Below are 20,824 nucleotides of genomic sequence, written 5' to 3'. Positions count from 1 at the left end.
ACCAGCTTTTCGAACGACAGGACGCCTCGCCGCGGAATCGTCTCCGCCCCGGCAGCCGGTCTGAGCCACTGCCACGGCATCCGAACGGAGAATATGTTCGCAAGCGAGCAGTGCACTCGGCTCGGCGGGGTGAGCCCCGGCCGAACACCCGAAACCGCGCCACGAATATCGGTCCTTGAATCCCTGGGGGCATGGTGAGCCAGAGCAGCGACGACACCCCTACCGGCCCGATCCGCGGTCAGGCCCAGCAAGCGCCGGCCACCCGGATCATCCGCCCACACGCCACGGGCGGCAGCGGGCCGGTGACCGCGGACCCGAAGCGCTACCGGCACGTCGCCGGCGACCTGGCCGCGGTGGCTTTGCTGGTCCTCGCGCTGTTCCTGCCGTGGAACCTTTACTTCGGCCTGGGCATCCCGGACAGCAGCGCGACGTGGGCGGCGGTGTTGATCGTGGTGACGGTGCTGGCCGTCGCCGCCGTCGCCCTGGCCGGTTCCTGGCGCTCGGCCGGCGCGCGGTTCAACCCGGCGCGGGCCGCCCGGCTTCGCCTGGCGCTCAACGTCCCCTACCTGCTGCTGGTGCTCGGCTTCGTGGTGTTCGACGCCTACGAGACCGTCCGTTTCGGCGGCACGGTCAACGTGCCGGGCGGCGTCGGTCCGGGGGCGTGGGCCGGGGTGGCCGGCGCGCTGTTGAGCGCCCAGGCGGTGCCGGCGGGCGCGCTCGCCGGACCGGTTCCGGCGGGCGACGAGTCCACCGGCTGGCACAGATCGGCGCGGGTGATCGGCGCGCTGTCCATGCTCGCGGCGGTGCTCAGCTTTGGTTTCAACCTGTACTGGCGGGTGCGGTACGCGCTGCAAAGCACCGGCGGCGCGCAGGAATTCGGCAAGCAGAACATCGCCGTGATCGTGACCGCGGTGGTGTACGGCGTGGTGGCGCTGGTCGCCGTCCTGGTCGCCTCCAGGTGGCTGCTGCGCAGCACCCGGGCGAGCCGGCTGACCACCATCGCGCTCGGCGCCTCGACGCTGGCCGCCGGGATCCTGGTGTGGTTCCTGCCCGCCGGTCGTGACCTCGACGCGTTCCACGGCATCGCGCAGAACACGTCGACCGCCGGAGTCGGGTTCGAGGGCTACCTGGCGTGGGCGGCCGGGGCGGCGCTGTTCGTGCCGCGGGCGCTGTTCGGGCACCGCAACGCCTCGCCGACGGAGGAATCCGCGTGGCGGGAAACGACCCGAAATGGCTTGCTGCTCATCGCCATCTGGTGTGTGGGGTCGATGGCGATGCGGATCACCGACCTGGTCGTCGGCGTGATCCTGAACTACCCGTTCTCGCGGTACGACAGCATCGTGCTGGCCGCGTTCGATCTGGTGACCGCGGTGCTGACGATCTGGCTGCGCCGCAGGCTGGCCACCCTGTCGGCGCGCATGGTCACCTCGCTGTGCGGACTGGTCGCCGCGCTCAGCGTCGCCCGTGTCATCGTGGGCGTCGAGCTGGCGCCGCGGTTCGCGGACTCACCGAATTCGCCTGCGCTGCATCCGGTCTACGGCAACAACCTGGCCCAGCAGATCACCAGCACCTTCGACGTGACGCTGTGCGGCATGGCGCTGGGCATCCTGGCGGCGGCCATCGTCACCGGCCAGCTGAGCGGCCGGCGGCTGGCCCGCCGCGCCGCCCGCAGGCGCGCCGCCGCGCCCAACGCGGCGGCGCCGACCACCCGGGTCCCCGTCGCGCAGGGCGCCGGCCCGTCGGCCGCGGCGACCACCCAGATCCCCAGCGGCGGACCCGGCGCGGACCACGAACCGCCGACCACCGAGATACCCCCGCTGGCGGGCGGGCCCCGCATCTTCCGCGGCGACGACACCGGAACGCGGCAGATCGCCGCGCAGAAGCCGCAGATCTACCGCCCGCCGCAGGGTTAGCGCTCACCGAAGCGGGGCGAAGGCGAATTCGCGCAGCCCGTCCCCCGGCGCGACGGCCGCGCGGAAACCCAGCACCTCGGCGGCCCGGGACGGGTCGGCGACGATGTGGCGCACGTCGCCGCTGCGATACTGCCCGGTGATTACCGGGGACAGCGAGCCGCCGCGCGCGTCGCACAGCGCGCCGGCCACCTGAAGAATCGAAATGGGTTGTCCCGAGCACACATTGACCGCGGTGAAACCGTCGCGTGGCTGGGTGGCCGCCACGTTGGCGGCGGCCACGTCGTCGACGTGGACGAAGTCGCGCATCTGCCCGCCGTCCTCGAAAACCCTTGGCGGATCACCCTTTTCCAGCGCCGAGCGGAAGATCGCCGCCACCCCGGAGTAGGGGGTGTCGCGCGGCATGCCGGGGCCGTAGACGTTGTGGTAGCGCAGCGCCACCACCGAGCCGCCCGTGGCCTCGGCCCAGGCCAGGGCGTAATGCTCCTGGGCGGTCTTGCTGGCGGCGTACAGGCTGCGCGGCCGCAGGCAGGCATCCTCGTCGACCAGGCGCCAGCGCAGTTCCTCGCCGCCGAGCGGGCAGCGGTGCTCGAATGCCCCGGCGTCCAGGTCGGCCCGTCGCCGCGGCAGCGGATCCACGGGCCCGTGCCGCTCGCAGTCATAGCTGCCCTGCCCGTACACCACCATCGACGAGGCCAGCACCAGGCGGCGGACCCCGGCGGCGAACATCTGCGCCAACAGCACCGAGGTGGCCAGGTCGTTGTGCCCGCCGTAGGCGGGGGCGTCGGCGGCGTCCACGCCCGCGCCCACCATCGCCGCCTGGTGACACACCACGTCCACGCCCGCCAGCAGGGGGGCCAGCGCGTCGGCGTCGCGCATGTCGACGCGCTGACATCCGGGCGGCAGCACCGCATTCGGGCCGTGCGCGGCGGGCAGCAACGCGTCCAGGGCGACGACATCGTGTCCCGCCGCCCGCAGGGCGGCGTCGACCCGCGCACCGATGAAGCCGGCCGCCCCGGTCAGCAGCACCCTCACGGCAGCTCGATGGGCAGGGTGACGCCGGCGTGCGGCAGGCAGTGCGTGCAGCTGCGGTCGGCGGCGATGCGGGCGATGGCCCGGCGCACCAGCGTCTTGAACAGTTCGACGTTCTTCTCGAACTGGGCGAACACGTCGACCGCCTTCACACCCTCGCCGGCGCTCACGCCGGCATCCAGGTCGGTCACCAAAGCGATTGCCGCATAGCACATTTCGAGCTCACGGGCCAGCACCGCCTCCGGGTAGCCGGTCATGTTGACCAGCGAGAAACCGGCCGAGGCGAACCAGCGGCTTTCGGCGCGGGTGGAAAAGCGCGGACCCTGGATCACCACCATGGTGCCGCCATCAACGACGCGCGGCACGTCGGGCAGGCCGGTCACCGCGTCGCGCAGCGCCGGGCAGTACGGGTCGGCGAAGTCGACGTGGATGCCGCCGGAGTCGAAATAGGTGTCGGCGCGGCCCCGGGTGCGGTCGACGAGTTGGTCGGGCACCACGACGGTGCCGGGGCCGAGTTCGGGTTTGAGGCTGCCGACCGCGCACGGCGCGAGCACCCGCCGCACGCCGAGCTTGCGCAGCGCCCACATGTTGGCGCGATACGGCACGGTGTGCGCGGAGAACTCGTGCTTGGCGCCGTGGCGGGGCAAGAAGGCCACCTCGTGGTCACCCACGGCGCCGACGGTGACCGGCGCGCTCGGCGAACCGTAGGGAGTGTCGACGGTGACGTCGCGGGCGTCGGATCCGAAGAAGGTGTAGAAGCCGCTGCCACCGATGACTCCGAGCATCCGACCATTGTGGTGCATGACGCCTCGGGCGATCGCCGGTGCGGCCCGCCGACCGCGGGCCCGCGTCCTGGCAGGATGTTCGTGTGGCCAATTTTGGGCAGTGGATTTCGGGCGCGCGGCCGCGGACGCTGCCCAACGCGGTGGCACCGGTGGTCGCGGGCACCGGGGCGGCGGGATGGCTGGGATCGGCGGTGTGGTGGAAGGCGCTGCTGGCGCTGGCCGTCGCGCTCGCGCTGACCATCGGCGTCAACTACGCCAACGACTACTCGGACGGCATCCGCGGCACCGACGACGACCGGGCCGGCCCGGTGCGCCTGGTCGGCTCGCGGCTGGCGGCGCCGCGCGCGGTGCTGTCCGCCGCGGTCGCCAGCCTGACCGTCGGCGCGCTGGCCGGGCTCGCGCTCGCGCTGTACAGCGCGCCGTGGCTGATCGCGGTCGGCGCGGCCTGCATCGCCGGGGCGTGGTTGTACACCGGCGGGTCGAAACCCTACGGCTACGCCGGTCTCGGCGAGGTCGCCGTGTTCCTGTTCTTCGGGCTCGTCGCCGTGCTGGGCACCCAGTTCACCCAGGCGCTGCGGGTGGACTGGGTGGGCCTGGTGCTGGCGGTGTCGGTCGGGGCGTTGTCCTCGTCGGTGCTGGTGGCCAACAACCTGCGGGACATCCCGACCGATGCCCGCGCGGGCAAGGTCACCTTGGCGGTGCGGCTGGGCGATGCGCGCACCCGGATCCTGTACCAGGCGCTGCTGGGGACCGCGGGGGTGTTGACCCTGGTGCTCATGCTGGCGACACCGTGGTGCGCCGTCGGATTGGTGGCCACCCCGCTGGCGCTGCGCGCGGCGGCCCCGGTGCGCTCGGGCCGCGGCGGCCCCGAGCTGATCCCGGTGCTGCGCGACACCGGGCTGGCGATGGTGGTGTGGGCGGTCGCGGTCGCGACGGCGCTGACGGTGACTACCTAACGACTACGTAAGGGCGACCCACAGTGCATGCAAAGACCTCCGAGCGCGGCGCTTCTGGGGTACCTTTGCGTCTGCTCGGCGACAGCGGAGGACCGCAATGAACAGGATTGCCGCGACCAGCGGGCCCACGAACATCGGCTTGCTCAGTGTGGGGTCATACCGCCCCGAGCGGGTGGTCACCAACGACGAGCTGTGCGAGAACATCGACTCCTCCGACGAGTGGATCTTCACCCGAACCGGAATCAAGACCCGCCGCTTCGCCCGGCGCGACGAGTCCGTCACGTCCATGGCGACCGCCGCCGGACAGGAAGCCATCGCCAAGGCGTCCCTCGAGCCGGTCGACATCGATTGCGTCATCGTCGCCACCAGCACCCATTTCACCCAGACCCCCGCGTGCGCGCCGGCGGTCGCGACCGCGCTGGGTGCGGGCGGCGTGCCGGCGTTCGACGTCTCGGCGGGGTGCGCGGGCTTCGGCTACGCGCTCGGGGTGGCCGCCGACATGGTGCGCGGCGGGACGGCCGCCAAGGTGCTGGTGCTCGGCTCGGAGAAGCTGTCCCCGACGGTGGACATGACGGACCGCAGCAACTGCTTCATCTTCGCCGACGGCGCGGCCGGAGTGGTGGTGGGCGAGACGCCCGACCAGGGCATCGGGCCCACCATCTGGGGCAGCGACGGTGCGCAGGCCACCGCCATCCGCCAGGACATCGAATGGATCGACTTCCTGGACAACCGCACCGGCGAGCGCCCGTACCTGCGGCTGGAAGGCAGCGCGGTGTTCCGGTGGGCGGCGTTCGAGATGGGCAAGGTCGGTCGCCAGGCCATGGACGCGGCGGGGGTGCGGCCCGACGAGATCGACGTCTTCCTGCCGCATCAGGCCAACAGCCGGATCAACGAGGTGCTGGCCAAGAGCCTGGAGCTGCGCCCGGATGCGGTGGTGGCCAACGACATCGAGCACACCGGAAACACCTCGGCGGCGTCCATTCCGCTGGCGATGGCCGAACTGCTGAGCACCGGGGCGGCCAAGGCCGGCGATCTGGCCCTGCTGCTCGGCTACGGCGCCGGCCTGAGCTACGCCGCGCAGGTGGTGCGGCTGCCGAACGGCTAGCCGCGCCCTGATTCTTGGTCGCCGGCCCCGTCGCCGGCGCCCCCGAGCGGGGCGTCCCCGTGCAGCCGGGCCTGCAGCAGGTCTCGCTCGCGGCGGCGTCGTTCCCCGGCGATCGCGAGCGCGGCGGTGGCGCGCCGGCGCAGCGGGGCGAACACCCAGATGCCCAACGGCATCGCGATGATCAGGGCGAACAGCACGGCCACCACGATCGGGAACTGGCTGATGCCCGCCACGCGGGCCACCCCATAGATGACGCCGGCGAGCGCGGCCGCCAGCAGCACCCGCGCCGCCATGTACGCCAACACGGGTCCGGCAACGCCGTTTCCGGCGGGCGGCGCCGCGCCCTCGTTCGCGGCGGGGTCCGGCGCGGTCCCGGTGCTGTCGTCGCTAGCTTCTTGTGACACAAGCCGAGCCTACGGCGCGGGTATATTCGCCCGAAGGAGGTGTTGAGTGCTCTACCTGCTGCTCGTCGTGATTTTGGGGACGCTGATCTACGTCGGCTGGCGTGCGGCGCGATCGCAGGCCCACCGGCCGAAGACGCGCGTCATCGGGCCCGACGACGATCCGGATTTCCTGCGGCGGTTGGGTCACGGCGACAATCCGCGCTGAACCCGGTTAACCCAGCACTCCCGGGTTGTGCTGGTCGCCGGGGAACCCGTCGGCGACGATGGCCGCCAACTCGGTGAGCGCCTCGCGCGTCCCGCGCCGGAGCCGGTCCAGTTCGATCTCGGCCCCCTCTTCGAGGTGCGGGTCGAACGGCACCAGCTGAACCGCGCGGCAGCGCCGGGAGAAGTGGCCGATCACCTTGTTCATGTCGACCTTGCCCGGGCGCGGCTTCACCCCGTTGATGACGGCGATGGAATTGCGGACCAGGTTCTCGTGGCCGTGGGCGTCCAGCCAGTCCAGCGTCGCCGACGCGCTGCGGGCGCCGTCGATGGACGCCGAGCTGACCACGATGAGCGCGTCCGCCTTCTGCAGCACCGAGCTCATCACCGAGTGCAGCAGCCCGGGTCCGCAGTCGGTCAGCACCAGGCCGTAGAACCGTTCCAGGATGTCCAGGATCCGCTCGTAGTCCTGCGCGCTGAACGCCTCCGAGACGGCGGGGTCGGTCTCGGACGCCAGCACCTCCAGGCCGCTCGGCCCCTTGGAGGTGTAGCGGCGCACGTCGCTGTAGCGCTCGATGGTTCCGGCGTCGTGCAGCAGCTGACGCACTGTCGCGGCCGTCTCCAGCGGGATCTTCTGGCTCAGCGTCCCGCGGTCGGGGTTGGCGTCCACCGCCACCACCCGGTCGCCCCGGATGGAGGCGAAGGTGGCACCCAGCGTCGCGGCGATCGTGGTCTTGCCGACGCCGCCCTTCAGCGACAGGAAGGCCACCCGGTAGGAGCCCCGCAGGGGCCGGTTCACCTGCGCGACCAGGTTGTTGTACCGGGTGGCCCGGGGGCTCTCACCCAGGTTGATTAGCCCCCCGGACAGCTTGAACAGCAGCAGCCGCCACCCGTCGGACGGCGGCGGGGCGACCGGGCGCAGCAGCATGCCGGTGGACAGTTCCGGGTACGGCGTGTGCGGCAGGTGCTCCGGGCGCTGCGGCGCCCCCTGAATCTGGGTGGGCGGCGCGTCCGGGCCGGTGTAGTAGGCGCCGTACGCCGTGGGGTCGACGCGCGGGATGCCGGTCACCGGCGTGGAGTCCCAGGGCGGCATCCCGCCCAGCCGGGGCGCCGTGGGCGGCGCGGCGGGCTGACGTTCGGGGCCGGGGACGCGGCGTTCGGTGCGGAATCCGGCGAAGGCGCGGGTGGGGGCGTCACCCCCGGACTCGGCCTGCGGTTGGGCGGTCTCCTGCTGGCCTGCCGTCGACGGTGCCTGTGGGGGTAGCTGCGTGGTCGGTTGTTCGGGCGACCCCACGCCCGCCGTTGGATGCTCGGTCACTGCACTCCCCCTTGTTGTGCGTTTTTCCCGTTTTTTCCTATTCGGGCCGGTTCTACACCGTCACCCGACGCCCGCATAAGAATGCAGGCCGACAGTGACCAGGTTAACGAAGAACAGATTGAAGACCATGGCCACGAACCCCGCCACATTGATCCAGGCGGCTTTCCTGTCCCGCCATCCCGCGGTCGACCTGGCGTGCAGGTAGGCGGCGTAAATCACCCAGGCGACGAAGGACACCGTCTCCTTGGGATCCCAGCCCCAATATCGGCCCCAGGCTTCTTCGGCCCAGATGGCCCCGAAGATGACGCCGAAGCCGAACACCGGAAAAGCGAAAATCGTCGTCCGATAGGCGATGCGGTCCAGCGTCTGGGCGTCCGGGAACCGCTGCACCAGCCGGCTCAGCGCGCTGTGCGTGCCGCGGTCGGGGTCCGCCAGCGGCGACGTGCGCAGCAGGAACAGGATGCTGGCGATGCCGGCCACCAAAAACACCCCCGACCCCAGGCTGACCACCGACACGTGGATGGGCAGCCAGTAGGACTGCAGCGCGGGCATCACCGGCGCGGCGTTGGTGTAGAGCCAGCGACCCGACACCGTCAGCAGGATCAGCACCGGCAGCAGCAGGAAGACCCACAGCGGGCGGTATTGCGGGCGGCGCAGCACGACCGCCCCGGCGATCAACCCGCACAGGCAGGTCAGGTTGATGAACTCGTACATGTTGCCCCACGGCACCCGCAGGGTGGCCAGGCCACGCAGCACCAGGCAGGCCAGCAGCAGCCCGATGCCCAGGTACACCACGGCCAGCCCGGCCCGACCGACGCGCTCGTCGATCGGGCGCTGGATCGCCTCTTCGACCACCCCGGGGGCGGCGGAGTCGGCGCTGACGGCGCCGGCCAGCACCCGGGCGCGCTGATCGGCGCGGCGCCCGCCGGCTCGGGCCCCGACATAGGCCAGCTCGAAGGCCAGCAACAGCAGGGCGATCACCAAAGCCACCACCGCGGACGTGAACGCCCAGTCGGAGTAGCGCGCCAGCTCGATGTTGACGTGCACCGTATTCATTTGACGTCCACCTCAGAACTCCTTTTGGACGCTGCGGGTGTCGCGTCGCCGCCGGACGCGGTGGGCGTCGCGGCGCTTGCGGCGTCGGGGGCTTCCGGCCCGGTGCGGGGGTACCACCCGCTTGCGGGGAATAGCCGATCGGACAGTCGCTCGAACTCGTCGCCCCAACCGGAGTTGTCGGTGCGCGCCAGGCCACCCAGTTCGACGTTCACCGTACCGGGCGACCCGCCGGCGTCGGGCGTCAGACGGACCCACACCCGGCGGCGGCGCACCAGCAGCGACACCACCAGTCCGCCCATCATCGTGATGGCGAAGACGAGCACCCAGGTCTGGCCCGGGTCGTGCGAGACCTGCAGATTGACGAACGGCACGGCACCGTCGAAGCGGATCACCGTGCCCGCCGCCGGCCCCTGATCGATCCGCACCGACTGTCCCGCACGCAGATTGACCCGCTTCTCCTTGGTCAACCGGTGCTGCTCGATCAGGCGGGGGTCCAGGGTGAACAGCGACTGGGGCCGCCCGGTGTCCAGCCCGGTATCGCCGCGGTAGATGTCGACGGCCACCGCCGGGGCGTCCAGGGCCGGGAAGCGCGACGACAGCAGCGTGCCGTCCAGCTGCTCGGTCGGCGCCAGCAGACCCTGGATGGCGATCTCGTGGTTGCGGCGTTCGGCGGCGTTGGGATAGCTGCCGGCGGGCGGGTCGATGCGCACCACGCCCGACGAGAGCAGGGTCTGCGGGTTGTCAGGCCGCCACTGCACGGTCGCCGAGCGGATCTGCCCGTCCGGGAAGGTGACGCTGAAGGTGGGCGCGTAGCCGTGCCCCTGCAGGTACACCCGGTCTCCGCCGAGCCGCAGCGGGTGGTTGACCTCCAGCTGGTAAGGGCGCCAGCGGTTGGTGCTCAGGTCGTCGCCGGACTGGTAGTCGATGTGCGCGGCGAACGAGGTGGCCTGCCCCGAGGGCAGGTAGTGCGCCGTGAAGTCGTCGACCCGGATGCACAGCGGGTGCAGCGAGGTGCCATCGACGGTGTTGCCGGCCCGGAACGAGTCGAACGCGGCCGGCGAGGCCGAGCAGAAGCCGGGTCCGCCGTCGGCGATGACGATGACGTTGCCCTCGTAGCCGAACAGCTTGCCGACGGCCACCGCGACCAGCAGCCCCAGCAACGAGAAGTGGAAGACGATGTTGCCGAACTCGCGCAGGTAGCCCCTTTCGGCGGACACTTCCACTGTTTCTAAGACGGCGTCCGGGGCGGCCGCGTCGCCGGCCTCGCGGTGCCGGATGGCGGTGCGCCAGCCGCGCAGCCGCCCGGCCAGGGTGTTGGCCAGGGCGTTCAGCTCGTCGGCGCCGGCCTGGATCTGCCGGTGCGAGTACTTGGGCAGCCGGGACAGGTTGCGCGGGGCGGCCACCGGGGTGGACCGCAGGCTGCGGACGTGCTCGATCATCCGCGGGGTGAGGCAGCCGACCAAGGACACGAACAGCAGCACGTAGATGGCGGTGAACCAGAAGCTGGAGAAGACGTTGAAGGCCTGCAACCGATCCAGCCACGGGCCGATCACCGGGTGCGCCTTGAGGTAGTCGTCGACCTTGCCGGCGTTGAGGTTGCGCTGGGGCAGCAGTGCCCCCGGGATCGCGCCGAGGGCGAGCAGGAACAACAGCACCAGCGCGGTGCCCATCGAGGTCAGCGCGCGCCAGGTGTTACGGCCCCAGGCCAGGAGGCGTCTCAAATCGGCAACCTGACGTCGGAGACGAACGCGTCGCGCAGCCAGGAGACGAAGTCGTTCCACACCCCGGTCACCAGCAGCGCGCCGACGGCGATCAGCAGGACACCGCCCAAGATCTGGATGGCCCGGGTGTGCCGGCGCAGCCAGCTCAGCCCGCCGACCGCGCCCGCCGAGCCGAATGCCAGCAGCACGAACGGGATGCCCAGCCCCAGGCAGTAGGCGATCACCAACACGATTCCGCGCGCCACGCTGGCGCCGTCGGTGGCCGAGGCCACGGTGATCACGCCGGCCAGCGTCGGGCCGAGGCAGGGCGTCCAGCCCAACGCGAACACCGCGCCCAGCAGCGGCGCGCCGGCAACCGTCGTCAGCTGCCGCGGGCTGAACCGGGCCTGGCGTTGCAAGGCCGGGATGAGGCCCACGAACACCAGGCCCATGACGATGGTCAGCACTCCCCCGGCCCGCTGCAGCACCAGTTGGTTGGTGATCAGCGTGGTCGTCATGCCGAGGACGGCGACGGTGCCGAGCACGAACACCGTGGTGAACCCGGCGACGAACAACGCCGCCGACCCCGCGACCCGCCACCGGGCGCCCGGCGGCGCTTTGACGGCTCCTGCGGGCGGCTGTTCATCGACGCCGACGACCGCGGCCAGGTAGGACAGATAGCCCGGCACCAGCGGCACCACGCACGGCGAGGCGAAGGACACCAGCCCGGCCAGCAGGCACACACCGAGGGCCACCAGAAGCGGTCCGGCGGCGGCGATCTGGGTGAGTCCGGTCATCGCTGCGCCGGCCCCGCCTTGGCCGTGGTGGGCGCATCCTCGCCGGCCAGCCGCTGCACCACCGGCCGCAGGTCGGTCGCCAGCAGTTCGCGCAGGAAGACCGCCGCGACGCGGTGCTGGCGGTCCAACACCAGCGTGGACGGGATCACGGTGGTGGGGTATCTGCCGCCGAACGCGATCAGGGTGCGCATCGCCGGGTCGTAGATGGACGGGAACGTCACCTGCCGGTCGTTGACGAAGTCCAGCGCGGCCTGCCGGTTGTTGTCCCGGACGTCGATGCCGAGAAAAGACACCCCGGCGCCGCGGGTGGCGTCATACACCTGCTGCAGCTGGGTGACCTCGGCGCGGCACGGCCCGCACCATTGCCCCCAGATGTTGATCGCCACGACCCGGCCCGCGAAGATCGGGTCGTCCAGCGACAGCGTGTGCGCGGGATCGGCCAGATCGGGCCCGGACAGCGGTCCGGGGCGCCCGCGGCGCGACGGCGGGTCGTAGTAGATGTCGGTCTTGCCGCCGGGCGAGACGAATTCGAAGGTGCCGCCCTGCGCGACGGCGTCGTGCCCCGAGGAGCAGCCAAGCAGGCCCGTCAGCAACACCCCGGCGATCACGAAACGTCGCGCGATCAAGACGCCGCCGGTTCGCTGTACTCGAGGTCGACCAGCCGGTCGCCGTCGTAGACCAGGGTGGTCACCGACGCGAGCCCGCACTGCCGCCGCCGCGGGTCGTGCCACAGCCGCTGGCCGGTCACGTGCAGCCGCAGCGTCCACACCGGGAGTTGGTGGCTGACGCACACCACCTCGTGGCCGGCCCCGCGGGCGCGGGCCTTGTCCACCGCCGTCTGCATCCGGGCCGCGATCTCGGCGTACGGCTCACCCCAGGACGGGCGGAACGGGTTGCGCAGCTGCCACCAGACCCGCGGGTCGCGCCAGGCGCCGTCGCCGGGGCTGACGCGGCGGCCTTCGAAGAAGTTCGCCGATTCGATCAAATCCGGGTCGGTGTCCACGGCCAGCCCGTGCTTGGCGGCGATGGGCGCGGCGGTCTCCTGGGCCCGTTGCAGCGGAGAGGCGATCACCGCGACGATGTCGCGGTGCGCCAGCGCATCGGCCACCGCGGCCGCCTGCGCGCGGCCGTTGTCGGAGAGGCGGAATCCGGGTAGGCGGCCATAGAGGATGCCGCTCGGGTTGTACACCTCACCGTGCCGCACGACGTGCACCCGGGTCTGCTCGGCCATCAGGACTTGCCCTCCTCGGCTTGCGCGGCGGCCCTGGCCGCGGCGGGCAGGGCGTGTGCGATGCGGTCGAACGCGGCGTCGTCCAGCGCGGTCGAGACGAACCAGGCCTCGAAGGCGCTGCACGGCGGGTATACGCCCGCGTCGAGCAGCGCGTGGAAGAACGGCGGATAGCGCCACGTCTGGGTGGCCCGTGCGGACGCGAAGTCCGTCACCGGCGTCTCGGAGAAGAACACGCTGAGCATGTTGCCGGCACGCGGAATCTGGTGTGCCACACCAGCATTCGTGAGCGCATCGGAGAACAGCCCGGCCAGGCGGTCGGCGTTGGCATCCAGCGTCGCGTAGGAGGCGGCGTCGGCGTTGCGCAGGGTGGCCAGCCCGGCGGCCATCGCCACCGGGTTACCCGAGAGCGTGCCGGCCTGATAGACCGGGCCCAGCGGGGCGAGGCGCTCCATCACCTCGGCGCGCCCGCCGAACGCGGCGGCCGGCAGCCCGCCGCTCATCACCTTGCCGAAGGTGAACAGGTCGGCGTCGACGGGATCGATTCCATACCAACCACTTCGGCTGACCCGGAAGCCGGTCATCACCTCGTCGACGATCAGCAGCGCGCCGTGCTCGGCGGTGATCGCGCGCAGCGCCGCGTTGTAGCCGGGCGCGGGCGGGACCACGCCCATGTTGCCGGGGCTGGCCTCGGTGATCACCGCCGCGATCTGGTCGCCGAAGCGGGCGAAGGTCTGCCGCACGGCGTCGATGTCGTTGTAGGGCAACACGATCGTGTCGGCCGCCGTCGCACCGGTGACTCCGGGCGAGGACGGCAGGCCCAGCGTCGCCACCCCGGAGCCCGCGTCGGCCAGCAACGCGTCGACGTGGCCGTGGTAGCAGCCGGAGAACTTGACCACCTTGGCCCGGCCGGTGAAGCCGCGGGCCAACCGCACCGCGCTCATGGTGGCCTCGGTGCCGGAGTTGACCAGCCGGATCCGTTCGACCGGTGCCACCCGCGCGATCATCTCGGCGGCCAGCTCACTCTCGGCCGGGGTGGGCGCCCCGAACGACAGGCCCGACGCGGCCGCCTTGGCGACGGCGTCGACGACGGCCGGGTGGGCGTGTCCCAGGATCATCGGCCCCCACGAGCAGACCAGGTCCACGTAACGGTTGCCGTCGGCGTCGGTCAGCAGGCAGCCGCGCGCCTCGGTGATGAACGGCGGCGTCCCGCCCACGGCGGTGAACGCGCGGACCGGCGAGTTCACCCCGCCGGGAATGACGGCGCAGGCATCCTCGAACAACCGTTCCGACGCCGCCGTAGCCCGGCGGGCCCCGGTGGCGTGCGCGGTCGCCTGGTCACTGCTTCCCATGACGACCAGTGTCCCAGCCCGCGCGCGACAATCCACTACAGGGTGTAGCAGAACGTGCTATGGGAGGACGGCGCGGTCCCCGGTGGCCGGGTTAATCGGCGTCCTGCTCGCCGGCTTCCTGCGCCGCGATGAAGTTGCGGCGCGCGGCCTCGTGTTCTTTTTCCGCCGCACGCCGGTGCGCCTCGACATCGCCGAGCCGCTCGGCGACCGCGCGCTCTTCGACTTCGGCGGCGCGCTCGTGCGCGACACCGGCCTGGTAGTGACGCTGCACACCGCGCCGGTGTGCCGTCTGGTCGCGCTCGTGGGAGCGCTGCGCGTGCTCGGCGGCTCGCCGCACGTCGTCCTCGGTGATGGCCTTGCCCGCGGACAACTCCTCCCCCCTGCGCAGCAGCTCCTCGGCGCGCCGGGCGGCCTCGTTACCCGCTGCCTCTCCCATCAGATGACAGTAGACCCCCTCCGCGTCGACGGGTGGGTTGTCCTGGCCCGGCGCCCCGAGTTGGATAGCGGTATGCGACTGCCGCGGGCTGCTTGACCACCAGGTGATGCGGATCACGGCGATCGTCGAACGGTCCGTCGGCCTGGACGGCGGTCGGCGCGGCGGCCCCGCCAACGCGGTGGTCGACTTCTCCCGCCACACGGTCTCCCTGGTCGCGGTGATCACCGATGCGGTCCGCCACGGGCGGCCGGTGGTGGGCGTGGCCTTCGACTCGATCGGGCGGTTCGCCCAGGGCGGGATCCTGCGCGACCGGATGATCCCGCGGGTGCTGGCGGCCTCCCCCGACGAGCTGCTGGACGGGTCCGGATGGCTGGATCCCGCCGCGGTCCTGGCGTGTGCGCTCGCCGACGAGAAGCCGGGCGGTCACGGGGACCGGGCCGCGGCCGCGGCCGCGCTGGAACTGGCCTGCTGGGACCTGAACGCCAAGCTGCGCGACGAGCCGGCCTGCGTGACCATCGCCCGCCGCGCCGGACGAACGCCCGCGCCGTCGGTGCCGGTGTACGCCGCCGGCGGCTACTACTACGCCCACGGCGGTGTCGAACAGCTGCGCCGCGAAATGCGCGGCTATCTCGACGCGGGCTATGAGGCGGTCAAGATGAAGATCGGCGGCGCCCCGCTGGCGGAGGACCTGGCGCGCATCGAGGCCGTCATCGGCATCGTCGGCGACGCCGGACGGGTCGCGGTGGACGCGAACGGCCGGTTCGACCGCGACGAGGCAACCCGGTGGGCGGCCGCGCTCGGCCCCTACGGCCTGCGCTGGTACGAAGAGCCGGGCGATCCCCTGGATTACGCGCTGAACCGGGCGGTGACCGAATGCTACGACGGCGCGGTGGCCACCGGCGAGAACCTCTTCTCGGTGCCGGACGTGACCAACCTGGTGCGCTACGGCGGGATGCGGCCCGATCACGATGTCTTCCAAATGGATCCGGGACTGAGCTACGGACTGACCGAATACCTCCGGATGCTCGACATCGCGGCGGCCCACGGCTTCGATCGCGCCTTCGCGTTCCCGCACGGCGGTCACCTGATCAACCTGCACATCGCCGCCGGGCTGGGCCTGGGCGGCTGCGAGGCCTACCCCGGCGTGTTCGCGCCGTTCGGCGGCTACCCCGATGCCTGCGCGCTGACGGCGGGCCGGATCTCGCCGAGCGACGCCGCGGGGTTCGGCCTCGAGCAGAAGACCGGCGTGGCCGAATTGATCGCCGAGCTGACCACCTGAGACGGAGAGTGCGGATGAAGATCGCGGTAATCGGCTGCGGCGCCATGGGTTCCATCTATGCGGCCAGACTGGCCGCGGCGGGCAACGACGTGTTGGCCATCGACCGCCACCAGCCCAGCGTCGATCGGATCGCCCGGCACGGCCTGCGGGTCACCGGCCCCGGCTACGACCGGGTGGTGCCGCTGCGGGCCAGCACCACCGCGCCGGACGAGGCGATGGATCTGATCGTGCTCGCCGTGAAGGCCGCCGACGTGAGAACCGGTGCGCAGCAAGCACTTCCGATGCTGCGTGCGGGCACACCGGTGCTGACCATCCAGAACGGGCTGGGCTCGGCGGAGATTGTGGCCGGCATCGTCGGCGACCAGCGGGTCGCCGTCGGCATCGCCAGCGGATTCGGCGCGGCGACCGTGGCCCCCGGCCACGTCCGCCACAACGCCATGAAGGCGATGCGGTTCGGGGCGTACTCGTCGCTGCCGCACGCGACCGTCGAAACTATCGCGCGGGCCTGGACCGAGGCCGGATTCGACGCGGCCGCGGTCACCGACATCGCCGCCATGCAGTGGGAGAAGCTGATCTGCAACGCCGCCTACAGCGCCCCGTGCGCGCTCACCGGCATGACCGTCGGGCAGGTGATGGACGACCCCGACATGGCGCCGGTCAGCCAGGCGGCCGCCACCGAGGCATGGACCGTCGCGCGGGCGTCGGGCATCGCCGTCGCCGTCACCGACGCGGTCGAACACGTTCGCGCCTTCGGCGCGCAAATGCCCGACGCCAAACCGTCGGCGCTGCTGGACCACGAGGCGCGCCGGGTCAGCGAGATCGACGTCATCAACGGCGCGGTGCCACGCCAGGGCGCTCGGGTGGGCGTTGCCGCGCCGGTGAACGCGACGCTGACCGCGCTGATCAAGTCGATCGAACGGCAATGGCACTGACTGGGCACAGCCAGGACGGGTATACGGCTGCGGCAGACGCCGGGATGAGAGGAAGCCGCCGATGACCGAGACCGTCACCGACCCGGGCCGCGACCAGCGACTGACCGAGCGCGTCGAGCAGCTGTACGCCAACGACCCGCAGTTTCGGGCCGCCGCGTCATCACCGGAGGTGACCGACGCCGCGCATCACCCGGGATTGCGGCTGGCCGAGGTGGTCGAGACCTATCTGCGCGGCTATGCCGACCGGCCGGCGCTGGGGCAGCGCTGCTGCGAGGTGGTCCGCGATCCGGGGACCGGCCGCGCGGCGACCACCCTGCTGTCCGGATTCGACACCATCACCTACCGCGAGCTCGGGGAACGGGTCGCGGCGCTGGCCGCGGCGTGGCAGGCCGGCCTGGCCGGCGGTTTCGCGCCGGGCGATTTCGTCGCGGTCCTGGGTTTCACCAGCATCGACTACGTCGTGCATTACCTGGCGTGCATTCGGTTGGGCGCGGTGTTCGTGCCGCTGCAGACCAGTTCCACGGCGGCCCAGCTCGGCCCGATCGTCGCCGAGACGCAACCCCGCATCCTCGCGGTGAGCGTCGAATCCCTGGGCACCGCGGTCGACGTCGTCGTCGACGCGCCCTTCCTCGAGCGTCTGGTGGTGTTCGACTACACCAGCGAGGACGACGAACAGCGCGGCCACTACGACCACGCCCGCGCGCGGTTGCGCGACGCCGGGCACCGCGCCGAGGTGGTGTCGCTGTCCACTGAACTCGACGCGGGCCGCCGGCTCCCACCACCTCCGGCGTTCGTCCCCGCCGATGGCGAAAACCCTTTGGCCACACTCATTTACACCTCGGGGAGCACCGGCGCGCCGAAGGGCGCCATGTACACCGCCGACATGATGACCCGGACCTGGCAGCGACCGCACAGTCCATCGGTGGACATCGGCAGGCTGATCCCGGCGATCCACCTGCAGTACATGCCGCTGTCGCACGTGTACGGGTTGGAGTGGCTGATCGCCACGCTGTCCTCCGGGGGCATCGGCTACTTCGCTGCCAAGAGCGACATGTCCACCCTGTTCGACGACATCGGCCTGGTCCGGCCCACGGCGTTGAACCTGGTTCCGCGGGTGTGCGACATGTTCTTTCGGCGTTACCGCAAAGAGCTCGACCAGCGCGCCGGCGGTGAGCTTTCCGGCGAGCAGCTCGACGAGGCGGTGAAAGCCGAACTGCGCCAAGACTTCATCGGCGGGCGGGTCATTTCGGCGATGTGCGGCAGCGCCCCGCTGTCCAAGCAGATGCATGCGTTCATGGAATCGTTGCTCGACATCCCGGTGGCCGACGGCTACGGGGCCACCGAGACCGGCGGCGGCATCATGCGCAGCGGCCGGATCCGGCGCCCACCGGTGACCGACTACAAGCTGGTCGACGTCCCCGAGCTGGGCTACCTGACCACCGACAAGCCGTATCCGCGCGGCGAGCTACGCCTGAAGGCCGCCAACGTGATTCCCGGCTACTTCAAACACCCGGAGCTGTCGGCGAAGATCTTCGACGACGAGGGGTTCTACAAGACCGGCGACATCATGGCCGAGCTGGGGCCCGACCACCTGGTGTATCTGGATCGCAGCAACAACGTGATCAAGCTCTCGCAGGGCGAGTTCGTCGCAGTCTCCCAGCTGGAGGCCACCTTCTCGACGAGCCCGTACATCCGGCAGATTTTCCTCTACGGCAGCAGCGAGCAGCCGTTCCTGCTCGCGGTGATCGTGCCGAACACCGACGCGATCGGCGACGGGGACGCCCATGCCCTGATCGCCGACTCGCTGCAACGGATCGCCGCGGACGCCCACCTGCACCCGTATGAGATCCCGCGCGACTTTCTGTTGGAGCCACAACGTTTCACCCGGGACAACGGGCTGCTGTCCGGGGTGGGCAAGCTGCTGCGCCCGGCCCTCAAGGCGCGCTACGGCGAACGCCTCGACGCGATGTACGACGACATCGAGGCCAGCCACGGCAACCAACTCGGCAAACTGCGCGCCGCCAGCCGCGAGCTGCCCACCATCGATACGGTCCGGCGGGCGGCCGCGGCCACCCTGGGCCTGCCGGCCGACACCGCGCTACGCGCCGACGCGAAGTTCATTGAGCTCGGCGGTGATTCGCTGTCCGCCTTTTCCTTCGCCACGCTCTTGTCCGAGATCTTCAGCATCGATGTGCCGGTGCAGACCATCGTCAGCCCCACCGCGAACCTGACCACCGTCGCGAATTTCGTTGACGGCGAACGCACGTCGGCGTCGACGCGGCCGACGTTCGCGTCGGTGCACGGGCGCGGCGCCACCCAGGCGCGCGCCGAGGACCTGACGCTGGACGCTTTCATCGACGCCGACACGCTGGCCGCCGCTCCCGGGCTCCCGGCTGCGACGGGCGAGATCAACACCGTGCTTCTCACCGGAGCCAACGGCTACCTGGGGCGCTTTTTGTGCCTGGATTGGCTCGAGCGCCTGGCCCCGAGCGGCGGCACGGTGATCTGCCTGGCCCGCGGCGCCGACCCGACCGCCGGACGTCAGCGCATCGAGGCCGCGATCGACAGCGGTGACGCCGAATTGTCCGACCGCTTCCGGCAATTGGCCGACCGGCACCTGCGGGTGCTCGTCGGCGACGTGGGGGCGCCCAACCTCGGCCTGGACACACCCACCTACGAGCGACTGGCCGAGACGGTCGACCTCGTCGTGCATTCGGCCGCCCTGGTCAACCACGTGCTGCCCTACAGCCAGCTGTTCGGCCCCAACGTGGTGGGCACCGCCGAGATCATCAAGCTCGCGATCACCAAGCGGCTCAAGCCGATCAACTACATCTCCACCGTGGCGGTGACCACACTGCCCGACGGCAGCTTCATCGGCGAGGACGTCGACGTGCGCTCGGCGAGCCCTTCGCGGTCCCTCGACGAGTCGTATGCCAGCGGTTACGCCACCAGTAAATGGGCGGGCGAGGTGCTGCTGCGGGAGGCCCACGACCTATGCGGCGTTGCTGTGGCGGTGTTCCGGTCCGACATGATCCTGGCGCACAGCGACTTCGCGGGTCAGCTCAACGTGCCCGACATGTTCACCCGGCTGATCCTGAGCGTGGTGGCCACCGGGATCGCGCCGCGTTCGTTCTATCAGCTCGACGCGGCCGGCAACCCGCAGCGCGCCCACTACGACGGGCTGCCCGCCGATTTCACCGCCGAGGCCATCACCACCCTCGGGGCAAGCGCGCGGCAGGGCTACCACACCTACAACGTGCTCAACACCCACGACGACGGCATCTCCCTGGACACCTTCGTCGACTGGCTCATCGCCGACGGACACCAGATCGAGCGCATCGACGATTATCAGCAGTGGCTGGCCCGCTTCACCGAGGCGATGCAGGCGCTGCCCGACAACCAGCGCAAGAACTCGCTGCTGCCGCTGATGAGCGCCTACGCGAAGCCCGGTAAGCCGACACAGGGCACCGGCATGCCGGCCGAAAAGTTCCGTGCGGCAGTGCAATCCGCGGGCCTCGGCAACGACAACGACGTGCCGCACGTGACCGAGGCGTTGATCGACAAATATGTCACCGATCTGCAGCGGCTCGGTCTGCTGAGGAGCCACACCGGCGCGCACGCGGAGTGACCCGAGCTCAGCCGTTGTGTGACTCCGGATTTCGATAGCGCATGTGCTAGCGCTTTCGAGAAAGACCTACTCCCCCGAAGACACCCGGATGCGGCCGCGGGAGCGGGCGAGGAAATACAGCCCGATCACCACCGCCCAGGACAGCAGGCTCAGCCAGAGCTGGCTGCGCGCCGTGCGGTCGAACGCCATTTGCACCAGCACGGCGGTGATTGCGGCCAGCGTGAGAATTGACAGGACCGGGTAGCACCACATTTTCACCGTCAGCTTCTCGGCGGGTGTGCGGCGGCGCAGGATGATCTGCGAGCACGCGATCAGCCAGTAGACGAACAAGATGATGGCGCCCGACGAGTTGAGCAGGAACAAAAACACCGTGTTGGGCGCGACCCGCGCCATGATCACGCATCCGAATCCGACCGCCGACGAGCACAGGATCGCGATGTGGGGGACGCCGCGTCCGCTCAGCCTGACCAACCGCGTCGGCGCCTCGCCGTACGTGGCCGCGCTCAAACACATGGGGCTGGGCGGCGCCGATCAGGTGATGAACGCGGTGGTGCTGACCGCGGTGCTGTCCTGCCTGAACTCCGGTCTCTACACCGCGTCGCGCATGTTGTTCGTGCTCGCCGAGCGGGGCGAGGCGCCGACGCGGTTGGTCAGGCTGAGCGGACGCGGCGTCCCCCACATCGCGATCCTGTGCTCGTCGGCGGT

18 protein-coding genes and 2 pseudogenes are annotated in these 20,824 nt (G+C 70.9%); 8 read left to right on the top strand and 12 right to left on the bottom strand.

Going from position 1 to position 20,824, the window contains the following annotated elements:
• The first annotated feature begins 191 nt into the window (after positions 1 to 191).
• The gene (locus tag A5659_RS00385; protein ID WP_067178778.1) at positions 192 to 1,913 is read left to right on the top strand and encodes a hypothetical protein; all 1,722 of its coding nucleotides are present in this window, start codon (positions 192 to 194) and stop codon (positions 1,911 to 1,913) included.
• Between the two features lie 3 nt (positions 1,914 to 1,916).
• Here A5659_RS00385 and A5659_RS00380 read toward each other — a convergent pair whose 3' ends face one another.
• A complete protein-coding gene (locus tag A5659_RS00380; RefSeq protein WP_066871721.1) occupies positions 1,917 to 2,945 on the bottom strand; it encodes an NAD-dependent epimerase/dehydratase family protein in 1,029 nt (342 codons plus the stop codon).
• Positions 2,942 to 3,727 carry an S-methyl-5'-thioadenosine phosphorylase gene (locus A5659_RS00375; protein ID WP_231997692.1) on the bottom strand — a complete coding sequence of 262 codons (786 nt, stop codon included), beginning with the start codon at positions 3,725 to 3,727 and terminating at the stop codon, positions 2,942 to 2,944. Before A5659_RS00375 ends, A5659_RS00380 begins: the two co-directional genes overlap by 4 nt.
• An 83-nt stretch (positions 3,728 to 3,810) precedes the next feature.
• On the opposite strand from A5659_RS00375, the gene A5659_RS00370 reads away from it, so the two are divergent.
• Together A5659_RS00370 and A5659_RS00365 are read left to right on the top strand one after the other, a co-directional pair.
• Complete coding sequence (locus A5659_RS00370; protein WP_066871724.1) at positions 3,811 to 4,683, top strand: 1,4-dihydroxy-2-naphthoate polyprenyltransferase; 873 nt, start codon at positions 3,811 to 3,813, stop codon at positions 4,681 to 4,683.
• A gap of 97 nt (positions 4,684 to 4,780) precedes the next feature.
• Positions 4,781 to 5,788, top strand: coding sequence for a beta-ketoacyl-ACP synthase III (locus tag A5659_RS00365; RefSeq protein WP_066871715.1), 1,008 nt, complete (start codon positions 4,781 to 4,783; stop codon positions 5,786 to 5,788).
• Here the strand turns inward: A5659_RS00365 and A5659_RS00360 are convergent.
• A complete protein-coding gene (locus tag A5659_RS00360) occupies positions 5,785 to 6,192 on the bottom strand; it encodes a DUF4229 domain-containing protein (RefSeq protein WP_066871712.1) in 408 nt (135 codons plus the stop codon). The genes A5659_RS00365 and A5659_RS00360 overlap by 4 nt on opposite strands.
• 46 nt (positions 6,193 to 6,238) lie before the next feature.
• Here A5659_RS00360 and A5659_RS27530 point away from each other — a divergent pair, with 46 nt between their 5' ends.
• Entirely contained in the window at positions 6,239 to 6,397 is a 159-nt protein-coding gene (locus A5659_RS27530) for a hypothetical protein (RefSeq protein WP_112709269.1), read from the top strand.
• A 6-nt stretch (positions 6,398 to 6,403) separates the two neighbouring features.
• Here A5659_RS27530 and A5659_RS00355 read toward each other — a convergent pair whose 3' ends face one another.
• The 8 genes from A5659_RS00355 to A5659_RS00320 all read right to left on the bottom strand — a co-directional run bounded on the left by A5659_RS00355 (position 6,404) and on the right by A5659_RS00320 (position 14,280).
• Positions 6,404 to 7,711: a MinD/ParA family protein gene (locus A5659_RS00355; RefSeq protein WP_067178777.1), complete on the bottom strand. Its 1,308-nt coding sequence runs from the start codon at positions 7,709 to 7,711 to the stop codon at positions 6,404 to 6,406.
• Between the two features lie 60 nt (positions 7,712 to 7,771).
• Complete coding sequence (gene ccsB / locus A5659_RS00350; RefSeq protein ID WP_067178775.1) at positions 7,772 to 8,767, bottom strand: c-type cytochrome biogenesis protein CcsB; 996 nt, start codon at positions 8,765 to 8,767, stop codon at positions 7,772 to 7,774.
• Positions 8,764 to 10,437: a cytochrome c biogenesis protein ResB gene (locus tag A5659_RS00345; RefSeq protein ID WP_066871706.1), complete on the bottom strand. Its 1,674-nt coding sequence runs from the start codon at positions 10,435 to 10,437 to the stop codon at positions 8,764 to 8,766. The genes ccsB and A5659_RS00345 overlap by 4 nt, the downstream gene beginning before the upstream one ends.
• Positions 10,438 to 10,484: 47 nt before the next feature.
• Entirely contained in the window at positions 10,485 to 11,264 is a 780-nt protein-coding gene (locus A5659_RS00340) for a cytochrome c biogenesis CcdA family protein (RefSeq protein ID WP_066871704.1), read from the bottom strand.
• Entirely contained in the window at positions 11,261 to 11,890 is a 630-nt protein-coding gene (locus tag A5659_RS00335; RefSeq protein WP_067178772.1) for a TlpA disulfide reductase family protein, read from the bottom strand. Before A5659_RS00335 ends, A5659_RS00340 begins: the two co-directional genes overlap by 4 nt.
• Positions 11,887 to 12,495: a histidine phosphatase family protein gene (locus A5659_RS00330; RefSeq protein WP_067178770.1), complete on the bottom strand. Its 609-nt coding sequence runs from the start codon at positions 12,493 to 12,495 to the stop codon at positions 11,887 to 11,889. The genes A5659_RS00335 and A5659_RS00330 overlap by 4 nt, the downstream gene beginning before the upstream one ends.
• On the bottom strand, positions 12,495 to 13,844 hold the full coding sequence (gene hemL / locus A5659_RS00325; RefSeq protein WP_066878578.1) for a glutamate-1-semialdehyde 2,1-aminomutase: 1,350 nt from the start codon (positions 13,842 to 13,844) through the stop codon (positions 12,495 to 12,497). Before hemL ends, A5659_RS00330 begins: the two co-directional genes overlap by 1 nt.
• Positions 13,845 to 13,935: 91 nt before the next feature.
• Positions 13,936 to 14,280 (bottom strand): hypothetical protein, encoded by a 345-nt coding sequence (locus A5659_RS00320; RefSeq protein ID WP_066871692.1) that lies wholly within the window; start codon positions 14,278 to 14,280, stop codon positions 13,936 to 13,938.
• Between the two features lie 106 nt (positions 14,281 to 14,386).
• Between A5659_RS00320 and A5659_RS00315 the strand changes: the two genes are divergently transcribed.
• From A5659_RS00315 to car, 3 genes are all read left to right on the top strand, one after another.
• Positions 14,387 to 15,559, top strand: a complete 1,173-nt coding sequence (locus A5659_RS00315; RefSeq protein WP_067178763.1) for an enolase C-terminal domain-like protein — start codon at positions 14,387 to 14,389, stop codon at positions 15,557 to 15,559.
• Between the two features lie 14 nt (positions 15,560 to 15,573).
• Positions 15,574 to 16,491 (top strand): ketopantoate reductase family protein, encoded by a 918-nt coding sequence (locus A5659_RS00310; protein WP_066868670.1) that lies wholly within the window; start codon positions 15,574 to 15,576, stop codon positions 16,489 to 16,491.
• A gap of 61 nt (positions 16,492 to 16,552) precedes the next feature.
• Positions 16,553 to 20,119, top strand: coding sequence for a carboxylic acid reductase (gene car, locus A5659_RS00305; protein ID WP_067178761.1), 3,567 nt, complete (start codon positions 16,553 to 16,555; stop codon positions 20,117 to 20,119).
• Between the two features lie 66 nt (positions 20,120 to 20,185).
• Here car and A5659_RS00300 read toward each other — a convergent pair.
• Positions 20,186 to 20,611 (bottom strand): annotated as a pseudogene (locus tag A5659_RS00300) (GABA permease); the annotation flags it as partial.
• Between A5659_RS00300 and A5659_RS00295 the strand changes: the two are divergent.
• Positions 20,511 to 20,824: pseudogene (locus A5659_RS00295) on the top strand (hypothetical protein); the annotation flags it as partial. The pseudogenes A5659_RS00300 and A5659_RS00295 sit on opposite strands and share 101 nt — an antisense overlap.

It is taken from the genome of Mycobacterium sp. 1165196.3, from assembly GCF_001673415.1.
GTDB lineage: Bacteria > Actinomycetota > Actinomycetes > Mycobacteriales > Mycobacteriaceae > Mycobacterium > Mycobacterium europaeum_A.
The sequence above is the reverse complement of the archived record's forward strand: the minus strand, read 5'-3'. Positions and strand labels throughout refer to the sequence as shown.

What these genes read in the sequence shown, in the direction of transcription:
- A5659_RS00385 (WP_067178778.1), top strand. Translation starts at nt 192, where the DNA reads ATGGTGAGCCAGAGCAGCGACGACACCCCTACCGGCCCGATCCGCGGT.
- ccsB (WP_067178775.1), bottom strand. Translation starts at nt 8,767, where the DNA reads ATGAATACGGTGCACGTCAACATCGAGCTGGCGCGCTACTCCGACTGG.
- A5659_RS00330 (WP_067178770.1), bottom strand. Translation starts at nt 12,495, where the DNA reads ATGGCCGAGCAGACCCGGGTGCACGTCGTGCGGCACGGTGAGGTGTAC.
- A5659_RS00340 (WP_066871704.1), bottom strand. Translation starts at nt 11,264, where the DNA reads ATGACCGGACTCACCCAGATCGCCGCCGCCGGACCGCTTCTGGTGGCC.
- A5659_RS00365 (WP_066871715.1), top strand. Translation starts at nt 4,781, where the DNA reads ATGAACAGGATTGCCGCGACCAGCGGGCCCACGAACATCGGCTTGCTC.
- car (WP_067178761.1), top strand. Translation starts at nt 16,553, where the DNA reads ATGACCGAGACCGTCACCGACCCGGGCCGCGACCAGCGACTGACCGAG.
- A5659_RS00310 (WP_066868670.1), top strand. Translation starts at nt 15,574, where the DNA reads ATGAAGATCGCGGTAATCGGCTGCGGCGCCATGGGTTCCATCTATGCG.
- A5659_RS00320 (WP_066871692.1), bottom strand. Translation starts at nt 14,280, where the DNA reads ATGGGAGAGGCAGCGGGTAACGAGGCCGCCCGGCGCGCCGAGGAGCTG.
- A5659_RS00375 (WP_231997692.1), bottom strand. Translation starts at nt 3,727, where the DNA reads ATGCTCGGAGTCATCGGTGGCAGCGGCTTCTACACCTTCTTCGGATCC.
- A5659_RS00345 (WP_066871706.1), bottom strand. Translation starts at nt 10,437, where the DNA reads ATGGGCACCGCGCTGGTGCTGTTGTTCCTGCTCGCCCTCGGCGCGATC.
- A5659_RS00315 (WP_067178763.1), top strand. Translation starts at nt 14,387, where the DNA reads ATGCGGATCACGGCGATCGTCGAACGGTCCGTCGGCCTGGACGGCGGT.
- hemL (WP_066878578.1), bottom strand. Translation starts at nt 13,844, where the DNA reads ATGGGAAGCAGTGACCAGGCGACCGCGCACGCCACCGGGGCCCGCCGG.